Origin of the sequence: Spiroplasma alleghenense (assembly GCF_003363775.1) — a bacterium.
Classification (GTDB): Bacteria; Bacillota_I; Bacilli_A; order Mycoplasmatales; family Mycoplasmataceae; genus Spiroplasma_B; species Spiroplasma_B alleghenense.
In genome coordinates this window covers 549,997-564,097 of the sequence record NZ_CP031376.1, presented here as the reverse complement: position 1 = coordinate 564,097, position 14,101 = coordinate 549,997, and the positions used below count along the sequence as shown (strand labels likewise).

Genomic DNA, 14,101 nt, shown 5'->3' with positions numbered 1-14,101 from the left:
ACATAATTCGCATAAAAAAAAGATAACTACTATTTTTTGTAGTTATCTATTTCTGATTTTATATTTTCAAATTGTTTTAGATAATTTTCATATTTTTCTTTTTCAATTTTGATTTTATCCGGACTAGCCTTCGAAAGAAAACTTTCATTATTAAGTATTTGCTTAGATCTTTGGATTTCCCTTGAAATTCTATCCAGATTATTTTTCAAATCTTTTTTAAGAGTTTCTACATCAAAAACGTTTTCATTTTCAATTTCTATCACAAATTCTGATTGAGGTATAACCGTTTTATTTGCTTGATTATTTTTAACTAATTCTATTTGTGAATTGATCATTTTATTTAAGATTGAATTTATTTCTGAGTTATTATTAATTAAATCCTTTTCAACTTTTTTATCTTTAAACTTTGTCAAAGATAATTTTAGTGGGATAGATTTTTTCAAATTATTTTTTAACCTAAATTCTCTGATAGATGAAATAATTTCTATTACATAACTTAAATAAATATCAGAATATTTTGTTTTCACCTGAATTCATTCTTCTTCTAAAATTGATTTTTTTAAGTCTAGAGATTGATAAATTTCTTCTGTCACAAAAGGTATAAAAGGATGTAACATAATCAATATTTTTTTAAGCACGAATATCAAAGTTACTACTGATAACTCACTTACTTTTTCATTTTCCAAATTAGCTTTAGAAAGCTCTATAAATCAAGAACAATAAGTATTTCAAACAAAATCATAAATTTCTCTTCCAGCTAAATTAAAGTCATAATTACTTACATGTTTTTCAACTTCTGACTCGACTTTAATTAACTCTGCCAAAATTCACTTATTTAAATTATTTTCAAAATCATTATTTTTTTCAACATCATCAATTGAAAGACTAATTTTTGAAAACTTACTTTTACTTAATTCAACAAATCTTGAAGCATTTCAAAGTTTATTAATAAAATTTCAACTTGATTTAATTTTCTCGGTTGAAAATCTTAAATCAGCTCCCGGAGAAGAATTTGTAAGTAAGAAAAATCTCAAACTATCAGCTCCAAATTCTTCAATAACATTCATAGGATCAATCCCATTTCCCAGTGACTTTGACATTTTTTTTCCATTTTCATCTCTGATAAGACCATGTATTAAAACATCATTAAACGGTTTTTTCTTAACAATATTTTTTGTTTGAAAAATCATTCGAGCTACTCAAAAAAAGATAATATCATATCCAGTAACTAAAGTTTGTATTGGGAAAAAATTTTGAAATAATTTTGAAGGATTTTTCTCTGTTCAATCCATAGCAGCAAAAGGTCATAATGCTGATGAAAATCAAGTGTCTAGAACATCCTCTTCTTGGACTCAATTTTCTAAATCTTTGGGCGGTTCCATTCCCACATAAATTTCTTTTGTTTGATTATGATATCAGGCTGGAATTTGGTGTCCTCATCAAATTTGACGTGAAATAGTTCAGTCCAAAGTATCCGTCATTCATGTGTTCAAAGTTTTTTCAAATCGATTTGGAAAAAAATTGATAGCCTCTGGTCCATTTTGTAACTCAAGCACCGATTGAGCAAGCGGTTTCATATTTACAAATCATTGATTTGATAAAAATGGTTCAACCACTACTTCACTTCTTTCTGAGTAACCAACCTGGTGGTTAATTTCCATAATCTTTATTAATTGGTTTGTTTTTTTTAATTTATCAACTAATTTTTTTCTAACAGCAAAACGATCTAATCCTGAAAATTCAAGAGCCATTTCGTTCATAGTTCCATCTTCATTCATACATAAAGGCATTTTCAAATTATGACGCACACCGATTTCAAAATCATTTAAATCATGAGCGGGAGTACATTTCATTACCCCAGTTCCAAAATCAAGCTCGACATAATCATCAGCAATTACGGGAATTAATTGGTTATTCGCAGGATTAATAACATTTTTACCAACAAATTTTTTATATCTTTTATCTGCAGGATTTACAACTACGGCTTGGTCGGCAAACATTGTTTCAGGTCTAGTTGTAGCAACTTCTAAAAAATTATTTGCCCCTTCCAATTGATATTTAAAATGATACATAGCTCCAAGAGTTTCTTTATAAATAACTTCAATATTGCTTAAAGCAGTTTTTAATTTTGGATCTCAATTAATAATTCTTTTCCCTCTGTAAATTAACTTTTCTTCATACATTTTTACAAATGCTAAATTGACAATTTTATTTAATTCTGGCGAATAAGTAAATTTTTCACTATCATATGCTAATCCAAGACCCATTTTACCTCATTGTTCTCTAATTAAACTAGCGTATTCTTCCTTTCAATCTCAAACTTGTTTGATAAACTTTTCTCTGCCTAAATCGTATCGCGAAACCCCTTGTTCTTGAAGACGAGCTTCAACTTTTGCCTGGGTAGCAATTCCGGCATGATCCATTCCTGGAACTCATAGAGTATTAAAACCGTGGAGTTTTTTATAGCGAATTAAAAAATCTTGGATACTTCCATCTCAAGCATGACCTAAATGCAATTTACCAGTTACATTTGGTGGAGGCATTACTATTGAAAAAGTCTTTTTACCAGAATCCAAATTTGCCTCAAAGTATTTATTTTCAATTCAGAATTTGTTTTTGTCTTTTTCTACTAATTTAAAATCATATTTATCATTTAATTTCTTCATTTTATTTCTCCTTTATAATAAAAAAAATTCATCCCTCTTTAGGAACGAATTTCTCCGCGGTACCATCCAAATTGACTTTTTCAAGTCCACTTAATTATTTATAATATTATTTATTAAGCAACCTTCTTTTAAGAAAATTTATTAACTCACACCGACCGTTAACTCTCTGATAAATTTCTTAAAATACTCCTCTTAAAACTAATTTTATTTTACATCAAAATTAATTAATTTAATTAATTTTTTTATCTTTTTCAACAACTGAGTTTACTTTTTTAACTGTTTTTATCTTATCCTTCTCAACAAATTCTGTAGCTATACGTCGATTTCTTTCTCAACTTTTTGGCAACCAATGGTAAGTGAAAAATACAATCGCATCTGTTGATAAAATTAATATTCCAGGGATAATCGCAATTCCAATTGAAGCTAAAATTAAATATCAATTATTACTATTTCAACTGCTAATTGGGTTCAATAATAAAACAACACTATTTAGACCAGGGATAAATAAAACAATAATATTTAAACAGGCTGCGAAAATACTTGCAAAAACTAGTGGTAAATTTGGGTTAAATTGAATTTTTTTTGAAACTTTTCAATTACTCAATTTAATAAAATTGACATAAAAACATGGGCTTATTGTCATTACTAAGAACATCGCTGTTCTTCCAAAAGTCATTACAGCAACTCTTTCTTGTAAAGTTGCATCTGTTGATTTTAATAATTCATATCAACTTGAATATCTATCTGCATAAAGTTCGCTTGGAGTAAAAGACATTCCCATATAGAATCCTGCAATAGCTGCAGCTGTTGAAAACGCACAAATTTTAAACATCGGTTTTCAAACACCTTCAAATAAACTGTTTTTACCCAACTTTGGTTTTATCTTCATTAATGACTGATCATTTGGTCCCATTCCAATTGTTATCGCCAAGACTGACTCAACTATTAAATTAATTCATAAAATGTTTGTTGCTTCAACTGGAGAGATATCATTTATTAAAGATAAAATAAATATTGCTAAAACATTGGCAATATTAACACTAATTACAAAAGTTATTGCACGACGAATTTTTTGGTAAACATTTCTTCCTTCCCCAACACCCTTGATAATAGTTTTAAAGTTATCATCAGTTAGGATAACATCACTGGCTTGCTTAGCAACATCAGTTCCTGTAATTCCCATAGCAACTCCAATGTCGGCACGACTAAGACTTGGAGCATCATTAACTCCATCACCTGTCATTGAAACAATGTTCCCTTTTTCCTGTAATGCTTTAACTATTCTAACCTTATGTTCGGGGTTAACTCGAGCAAAAACTTTAATTTGAGTAATAATTCTTGATAATTCCAAATCTGACATTAATTCTAGACGGTCTGAAGACATTACTTCATATTCAGAAAATGCTAAATTTAAATCTCTTGCAATTGCCAATGCGGTTGTTGCATGATCTCCAGTAATCATTACTACATTAATTCCTGCATCATGAGCTTCTCGTACTGCATCAATAGCTGATTGGCGAACCGGATCAATCATTGCAACTGAACCAACATATATAAGTTTTTTTTCTAAATTACTTTTATCATTGCTATTTTTATAATTTTGATGATAAGCAAAACCAAGGATTCTTAATGCCTGCTGAGATAATTCATCTGCCTGTTTTAAAATAATTTCAATATCTGCTTGAGTAATTTTTCTAATTTCATTATTAATATAAATTCTGTCACAGACTTTTAAAATTTCATCAACCGCTCCTTTTGTAAAGGTAGTTGGTTTGCCATCTATTTTATTAACAGTTGTCATCAGCTTACGTTCAGAGTCAAAAGGAATTTCATCAATTCTTTCTCATTTGTCTCTCGCTTCTTGTTCATCGATTCCTGCTAATTCAGCAAAATCTACTAAAGCTAATTCAGTTGGATCTCCAATTCTTTCCTTACCTTCAGTAACACTATCATTTGGTAGAACCAATGATTGTAGAAATAATTTTTTTTGTTCATTCTTTTTTAATTTAAGATATTCTTCACTTGATAGAATCTTATTATCGTGCATAATTTTTTTAATTGTCATGCGGTTAACAGTCAGTGTTCCGGTTTTATCAGTACAAATAACATTTACACTTCCTAGAGTTTCAACACTGGCAAGTTTTTTAACAATAACGTTCTCGCGAGCCATTCTCTTGGTTGAAAATGACAGAGAAATCGACACCACCGCTGCTAAACATTCAGGAATTACCCCAATTGCTAATGTAATCGAAACCATTAAGTAACTTGGTCAGAACTGAGGATTTCCTTTCAAGAACATTGTTAAGAATACAAAAATCCCGATTAAAAATGCTAGTAAGGCAATTCAGTAACTGAATTTTATTAATTTTTTTTCTAAAGGAGTTTTAGATTCATCATTTTCATTAATTGACTCAGCAATTTTTCCAATCTCGGTTTGAGATCCTGTGCGAACAACCATTCCAATACCGCGACCAGCCGTTGTGAAAGTTGACATAAAAGCTGCATTTTTCATATCTCCTAATATACTAGTTTCTTTTTCCAATGGATTACTTGTCTTAAAAACCGGAACTGATTCACCACTTAAAATAGATTCATCGACCATTAACTCGCTTGTTTCAATCATTATAAGGTCTGCTGGAACATATTTACCAGCTTCCAGAACAATTAAGTCCCCAACAACAATATCACTAGCATCAATTTCTTGTTGGTGCCCAGAACGAATAACAACAGCTCTTGGCTTGGTAAAAGATTTTAGCGAATCCATTGATTTTCTAGCTTTTACTTCTTGAACTGTTTCAAGTACTCCATCGATTATTACAATACAAATAATAACAATAAAATCGATAAAATTATCTGCTGAAACTTCTCAGTTACTCGCAACTAGAGACGTGAAAACAGAAATAATGGCAGCCGCAAGCAAAATTAATTGCAGCGGTTCCATTAAAGTTTTTAAAAAGATTACCAATCAATGGGTAACTTTTCCTTTAGGGATTTCATTAGGTCCATTTTCTAAAAGGCGCTTTTCAGCCTCTTCAACTTCTAAACCGTTTTCTAAATTAGTTTTAAAAATTTTGGATAATTCAGTTTTACTTTTAGTACAATTTTCTTTCATCAAATAATTACCTACTTTTAAAAAATTATATCACAAATAATATTTTTATCTATTTAATATCTAGATATTAAATAGATATTTTAATTATTAAAACCAAAAATTTCGCTCATTGTTCTTGTGATATCTTGCAAATTTTTGCGGTCTTTGTTTGAAAATTTCATGAAGTAATCTTCATTATCAAATTCTAATAACTGTTTAATATTTTTTTCATTTTTAGCAATGTCGTTCTTTTTAACTTTATCCAGTTTTGTTGCTATCATGAAAACCTTGATATTAAAGTCCTTAAAAAAGCGGTACATTTCAATATCATCTTTACTTGGATTGTGACGTAAGTCAACTAATTGGCAAACAAATTTCAAATTTTCTCTCTCTGTTAAATATTCTTCCATCATTTCTGCAAATTGAATTTTTAAATTAACATTAACCTTTGCAAAACCGTATCCAGGAGCATCCACAATACGAAATTTATTATTATTAATTGAAAAGAAATTCAACAACCTTGTTTTACCTGGGGTTGAAGAAATTTTTGCTAATTTATTATTATTTGTTAAGGCATTAATAAAACTTGATTTACCAACATTACTGCGACCCACAAAACAGACCTCAGGAATATCATCAACCAATCAACCTTCTTTTTTAGCAGCCGACTTAATAAATACTGCTTGCTTAATCTCCATAATTTTTACCTCTACTAATATTATAAATAAAAAAATCTTCAATAGCAATTGAAGATTTTAATTGTTAATTATTCTGATACAGTCGTTAGAACATGTGGTGACGTATTTACGACTTTATGCATTGCTGCAAAAATACTGATTGAATAAGCTCCCCCAACTAGCATTACCGCTAGGAATGGAGCTCACCAAGTTAAGGCGAATGGAATAGCAACTCCCCCTAAATTAGAAATCAGACTTATTAGACCTCATAGTCCTAGGTATGATAATCCCAATCCTAAAACGAATCCAATAATACTAAATACAGTTACTGTCCCAATTATATAACCAACTAATCGTCGTTTTGAATAACCAAGGGATTTCATCAAAATAATAAATCGACTATTTTTCGAAACTAGCAAGTCACAAATTAAAATTACAAACAGCGATGAAGTGATGATAATAATTGAAACTAGCAAGACCCCAATTAAGGCTGCCATTCCTGAAATTTGATTTACAAGAGCTTTGGTTTCGCTTAGTAAACTTTGACCTTCATAGGAAGTTGTTACTTTAAATCGATTATTTCCCCCAACAGTAAAGTTACCTGTTCGTTCCTTATTATTAAACGAAACATATGATGTAATACCAATGGTTTCATCCACATTACTTAATTTGGTGTTTCACCAATAATTGATTTTTCCATTAAAATTATTTCTAAACTGGTCTTCTAATTTTCTTTTAACAAGTTGTTCAGGGGTTAGAGTTTCAAATGTTTTTATCCCCTTGTAATTACCTACTTCTTTACCATCTGGATTGTAGTTATATGGGGTAAAGTAAGTATTTGAGTAACCCGCCAAACTATTGACAATTTCTTGATCACCAATGATTATATTGTCATTGTAAGAGTTTAACTCACCAACATTAACAATATCAACCTTACTCAATTGATTATTGCTTAATGATTGGTTACCCCTTGATAGACCCAAGAAGACATCCCCGGCTCCGCTTAATTGACTTTGCATAAAGTAACTTACTTTATTCAATAAGTGATTTAGTTCCCCTCCTTGAAGGTTTTTAATTGGTTTTTCTCATTTACTGTCATATGTTAAATCATATGGAAGCACTTTGGTTCAAGTTGTTGAAGTTGTTCCCTTACCTCAAGCAGCTTTAACAGACTCAGGCACTTTACCTGAGTCAATTCCCGATTCTTTTCATGTACCCTCTTTGTTAACTCCAGGAGAATTTTCAGACAATTCATTAATGTTTATTTCATCTTCTGGGAATCACAATTGTAAATTATCGTAGTTATAATACGGTCTTAAATGAGAACCAACTATATTTCCGGTTTTATCATAATCTCAATCAGCGAATACAAAAGCCCCTTCAGCTACCTTATCATTATTAAATGATTCATTATAAGTGAACTTATTGTTATCCATTGCAAAAGGATCTAGGTACTGAGATTGATTAATTTCTTCAGCTTTTTGAGTCTTTTTAAATTTAATTCAATCAGAATCATCATAGATCCAAGCGCCTTTAGGAAGAACTTTATAGCCACCCTTGCTTAAATATGTCAGTTGAGATTTTTCAGGTGTAATTCCTGAAATTACTTTATCACGATAGAAATTTAAACTTGATTCTGCTTGACGATTGGCAATTACTGGAATTAAGATAGTTTTGCTATCTTTGTCATAAACTTTTATACCATTTTCCTCAATATCTCCACCATTATAATTACCTTCAATAATTTGTGTAATTTTTTCGTGGACATCTTTAGATAACTGAGTGCGGTTAAAATCACGTTCTGATAATGTATAAGCATTTTGAGTTTTAGGTAATCCTGTTATTTTTATTTTTTGATTATCACTAGTTTGGAAATCTATTTTAGTTGCTAGAGTTTCGTGATCTGGTATTACTTGATCATATGAATAACCAAAGGCAAATTGGTTTTTACGACTTTCACTTTGATTAACGTAAGCCTTTACATACGGAGGCACTGAACCGATAATCGAATCTAGTATTTGAGTTTTTCAGTCAGCATCTGGATTCGGTTTTTGTCCATCATCAGTAATTGAACCCATAACTAAACTTAGAATTGGACCAATTCCTTTAGTTAGTGTATCACTTAAAGTTTTTAAAAACTCTTCTCGTTGCTTGTCGCTTTCCCATGGAATTTGTTTTCCTGGTTGGTTCACTGAATGAATTACCCAACCTAAAAATTGTTCTAATTCTCCAACAGAAAATGCTTGACCAATTACGTTATAGAAATTTGTACCAAAAATACTTGAAACTACTGGTACTAAATCATTTAAATTATTAACTAAGTATTCTACCGACCAGTCAACTTTAAAGTTTTCATCACTACCTGCATTAATGAAGTTTGGTACTAACCCAACATTATTTGAAGTTGCTGTATAGTTATTTCTATTTGAATAATAACCATTCATACCGAAGCTTTTAAATAAGTCAGAGTCTTTTCAGTCTTTTTCAAGATTTTCATGACCTTCTCAAGTATTTAATGCACTTTTTGAGAATGGAGAGTTACCTACAGGTAAATAAGCAGAATATTCATTGCTATACCTAATACTCTTGTAGTAAGAATCTTTAAAATTAATCGCAATCGAAGGTAGCGCAAGCGTTCCTCCAATAAAGAATGATGAAATAAAGATTGTTGAAGCAACCATTCAAGTTTGGCGCGAACCTGTTGACGCAATATCAATACTAAATCGTTTTGAGAAACTAGCATTTTTAAATCATGTATTTTTAATTTTATCAATAATTTTTGATCGCTTAACTTCGTCTTTTAGTTCTTGTAACTCAACTATGCTTCCCTTGGTTAATGACACAGTTCTTAAATAGGCAACCAGAGATGCTACCCCACCTAATATGAAAACACATATTATTAAAGGTACTCAATCAAAGTAGACAGAATTATAAGGTGCTGAGAAATAGTTTGCAAAAATATTAAATAATGGTATCTGTATTAGCGAACTTACTATTCAAGCCACAGGAATAGTTATAATTACTAGGAATCCATAAACCAAATAAGAAGTTCCAATCTCAGAGGATTTAACTCCTAGAGCTTTAAGGTTAATAATTTGACCCATATTTGCTCTAATTGTTTTACTAATTCCTATCGCAATTGCTGCTAGCGAAATTGCTGCAATAACTATTGAAGAACAGATTGCAAAAATATTAAATATTGTTACAGCTCCAGAATATACACTTCAGTTTAAGCTGAAATTTGAGTTATCAAAAGAGCGGATAGAGTAAAGAGAACTGTAGTTTCCAATTCCCTTATCACCATCTTTTATCGGTGAGTCTTGAAAACTTTTTATAAATTTATAACTTGCATTCATTTCTTTTGGTTGATTTGATAATAAAGCACTATATAAGCTTTTACGATCATTTTTAGTTGCTTCATTACCTTTGTTTGTTAAGAAAATTGTGTTGTAGTTTGTTGAATAATTTTCAAAACCTTGACTTCTAATTGCGGCAATTGTATTTTTAGAACCATAAATAATTACCCCATTTTTATTGTCAGGTAAAGGCACATCATTATCACTCATTGGATAGAATGAATATTTATCTGTAGCAAAACCAGAAATAACTACAGTAGTACCCCCAATTGAAATTAGGTTTCCCACTTTTAATTTATTTCTTTTTGCATATTGTTGTGATATTGCTACCTCATTGTTTGATCTAGGCATTTTACCTTTTATGATAGTCAAATTTGAATCAGGTTCTTTTGAATCGATTGCAACAGCTCTAAATTTACTTTGACTTTCATTATCAAAATAAAATAGTTCTGTTCTAACGTTTGTATCAAAATCTAAAATTTGGGCAGCATTTTTTTGGTGAAGCAAAAACATTGAACTATTGACTGAACCAGAATCTTGAATGTAGTGTTCAAAATCTCATTGATTTGGGAAAGTATAGAAATCATGGTACATTTGCATTGAAGAAGTATTACTTACCTCTTCCTTACCTAAACCAGTGATTGATCAATGGTCATTTAATCATCTCTGAGTTAAAAATTTATTATTTTCCATAAAAATAACCATTGGATTAATTTGACCACGACGTCCATATTCATAAACATCTGTTTGATTAGTTAAAAAATGTTTTCCAGCTTCAATTTCACCTTCTTCTTCTAATTTTTCCAATTGTGAAGCCGAGCCTTCATTGATTCATTGTCCGTTTTTTGATATTAAGAAATTGCCGCCTTTAATTTCTGTAACTCTAGCTGATTGAGTTTCAGCAATTGTTGTTTTAAAACCTAAAAGATATTGAAAGAACAGTTCTGTCAATTCAGCCGCTTCATCAACAATTACTGGCTTATTTTCCGAAGTTTGTTTTAAAGTAATACCGGTGTTTTTATCTCCTCATTTTGTATTGACTTCTCCAAAAGTAGGTATCTTTCCTTCTACTGCTATTTTATCCAATATTTGATTCATGTAATAGTTTGCATAATCTGAAAGATGAACAAAATTAGTCTTAATTAGGTTCTGGAAAGCATAGTTCATGTAAACTTTCATTCCATTATCACGTTCAATTTCATTTAACCATGAGCAACCATTTTTAGCTGTATACATCCCTGCTACTGTATATTTTGTGTAATCCAATGCTTTAAAACCATCTGCACAACCTAAATCAGCAGCGTACTCTTTTTTCAAATTATCTAATGAGTAGTACAAGAAAGGATTATCCAATTTATAAAAAATGTTATTGTTGTTATATTCTGGTTTTCCACTATTTGGATTAAAGTCATAATTTAAAATTGCATTAGCTAAGCCGTTTTCATTGCGTAAAAATAACTCATAAATCGCCTTTTGAAACCCTTCACTTTTATAAAACCTTACTAAAAAGTTTTCTTGTTCTTCATTTTTGTTTTTTTGATCATTACTTAGCAAAAAATTGAAGGCACTCTCTTCATTAGGCTCAAGACTAAAATTCACATCGTCAATAAAATGTGAATAATTATTATTAATGTAATCGTTTAATGGAATTGTTTGGTTAGGACCTTCTGAACTTCTTTTTTGTTCAAACTGATATTGATATTCATAATCAAATTTGTTTCCAGTATTCACAATTTGGTCGTGACTATTTCGCAAAATTGAAGAAACCCCTAGTGAAACTGTCAATATTAAAGTAGACATAAAAGTTAGGACAATAACAATAATAAATTGTACTCGAAATTTAAATATATTTCTAAAGCTTTGTTTAAAAAACAAAAACCAATTGCCATTTCTTTTCATTTGCTCACCTAATCCCATTTAATCTAAAATATTTTATTATATTATGAATAAAAATACAACTATTTAGTGTAATATATTTAAAACACTTAAAAGTGGGGGTAACGAAAATGAAAAAACTTTTATCGATTTTAGGAACAGTTGCAATTGTTTCTAGTTCAGCTGTTGTAACAAGTTGTAGTGTAGTTAATAAGGAGATTAGTAAGAAAACTTCCGAATTTACTTTTTCTGAAATAGCTAAATTTGTCGCACAAGCATACGCATTAAGCGATGCAGAAAACATTAAGATTTCAGATAGTATCGACTATTTTGCTAATCAGAAAATCAGCAATTTAATGCCGGATTTTAATGCTGATTCTCATACACTAATGAGAACAGTATTTCAAAATACTTTTAATAATACTAATCCGGTTCCAGAAGCTTTCAAAAACTTAAAAACTGATGGCTCGATTATTTTAAATGGTTCAAGAAGCTTTACTGATAGCAGTTTTTCTCAAATCAGTTCAATTATAAATATTATTGTTTTAACAATTAAAAATGGTTTTGGCATCAAAGAAGCAACTGTTATTGAAGGATTATTAAAAAGTGAAGCAATTGGTGGACTTTTAACTCCTGATTTACTTGATACAATTGGTGGTTTTCTTTCAAAAGATAATTTAGAAAAACTTGGCAACGCCTTTGATTTTAATGACTTAACTGGAAAAACAAATCAGCAAGCTATCGATTATTCAATTAATTCCTTAACGATTGGACTTGCCCAATTGCTTGGACACGATTTAATCATCGATCCCAAAACTAACGAGGAACTAACCCTATCAACCCCTTTTCCAGAAACTGGAAAAAAAGACAGCGGAGACGCAACCTACCTATGAGAGCAAATAATCGGTGGTTTTATAACTGGTAAGATTTCTTTAGAAATTAATATTGAAAATATAGTTTCTTCAATATCATATATTATAAAAGGATTAATGATTATGGCTAAATACATGTCTGCTTTTGAAAGTTATGATAATACAATTAATTCAGTTCCAACAAATCATTTAAATCTTTTTAACAATGAAATCGGGGACTTAGGGGTTGTTGAAAAAGTTCGTAGTTCAAACTTTGATACAAACAATACTTTAAATTTTGGTTATTTATTAAATTTAATTGATGATGCTTTTAATGATAAATCTACTAATTTTGATGGTCTTGGACTTCAAAAATTATTTTCAATTTTATTTAAGATTGATGATAAAAAAAGACATGAATTCACTATATTAGGAAACCCGTTTGTCAATAAAGGTTATAATCAGTTAATAGTCGGAATTAGTAAAGGGATTTCTTACATCAACGCAATACCACCAACACTACAAACGCTAATTCCAAGTTTGCTTTACAGAATTGTATTAGCAGTCACTAACGGGGCAGAATTTGGAGTTGATAGTATTACATTAAGCATGATTAAAGGATTTGCTCCAGATATTCACGCAGTTTTAACAGATCCTGAAATTATTGCAAAAATGAACAACATTTTTAATGAATTATACTCTGGGTCAATAATCCAAGAATTGTTAGGATTATTTGGTGGTGGAATTGATGAGGGATTACTTAATAGTATTCAAAATATTGGCACAATTTTAAAGACTCCCTTAAAACATTTGTTAAGATCATTTGGTCTAGAATTACCCTTAATTTTGGAATCTTTAGTTAACGTCTCTTTAAGAGATGCTATTAGAGCTTTTAAAAATAACTACAGTGATTTGAAAAAAGTTGAAATTAATTTTGATGACATAAAAAAAATATTTTCAAATTTAGCTCAGACAGACTTAGTTTATAACGCTCTTGGAGAAGTTCAATTTAACAACGAAAAACAAAGCGGAATTTTCATAATTTTAAATATGTTACAAAATCCAGGTTGATACGTTTCAAAAGATGGTAAAAAAATGGATTTAACAGAATATCTAGGGCTTGATAAATCATCACAAACCCTACTTCCAAATTCCTTATTTGGTAGCTTAAAAAACCTATTAGAGGATAATTCAGCTGATAACAATCACTCAGGTTTATTTATGAGAAAAACCTTAACTGGGGTTGTTGATATTTTAAATTTCATGAATTTTGAAATGTCAGATAATTATAAAAATGTCTTTTTGCCATTTGTTAATCAAGATAATTTTAAACAAAAAAATCGTTTTCACACCATTAATGATAAAAACGAGGAATTTATAAGTTTTGAAATCGAATACACTTCGATTAGATCGCAAGTTATGCATACTTATGAATTTAATTTTAAATTAAGTGAATTTATAAATGATAAAGGAAATCTTGCTAAATACTGAGAAATGGTAAATATTAATAGAAAACGATAAAGTGTTATTTTTAAGTAGATTATAAATATTAAGTGCTATAATAATTTTATGAAAGGTATGAATA

General features: G+C 29.8%; 5 protein-coding genes. 1 reads left to right on the top strand and 4 read right to left on the bottom strand.

The annotated features are described in order from the left end of the window. Nucleotides 1-29: 29 nt before the first annotated feature. The 4 genes from SALLE_RS02510 to SALLE_RS02495 form a co-directional block, all read right to left on the bottom strand. Nucleotides 30-2,666 (bottom strand): valine--tRNA ligase, encoded by a 2,637-nt coding sequence (locus tag SALLE_RS02510; protein ID WP_115558065.1) that lies wholly within the window; start codon nt 2,664-2,666, stop codon nt 30-32. Nucleotides 2,667-2,895: 229 nt separating this feature from the next. Further along, on the bottom strand, nt 2,896-5,778 hold the full coding sequence (locus tag SALLE_RS02505) for a cation-translocating P-type ATPase (protein ID WP_115558064.1): 2,883 nt from the start codon (nt 5,776-5,778) through the stop codon (nt 2,896-2,898). 80 nt (nt 5,779-5,858) lie between these two features. Beyond that, nucleotides 5,859-6,455, bottom strand: coding sequence for a ribosome biogenesis GTP-binding protein YihA/YsxC (gene yihA / locus SALLE_RS02500; RefSeq protein WP_115558063.1), 597 nt, complete (start codon nt 6,453-6,455; stop codon nt 5,859-5,861). Between the two features lie 68 nt (nt 6,456-6,523). Further along, nucleotides 6,524-11,689 carry an ABC transporter permease gene (locus SALLE_RS02495; protein ID WP_162807934.1) on the bottom strand — a complete coding sequence of 1,722 codons (5,166 nt, stop codon included), beginning with the start codon at nt 11,687-11,689 and terminating at the stop codon, nt 6,524-6,526. Nucleotides 11,690-11,796: 107 nt separating this feature from the next. Between SALLE_RS02495 and SALLE_RS02490 the strand changes: the two genes are divergently transcribed. After that, nucleotides 11,797-14,037: an MOLPALP family lipoprotein gene (locus SALLE_RS02490; RefSeq protein ID WP_115558061.1), complete on the top strand. Its 2,241-nt coding sequence runs from the start codon at nt 11,797-11,799 to the stop codon at nt 14,035-14,037. The last annotated feature ends 64 nt before the right edge of the window (nt 14,038-14,101 follow it).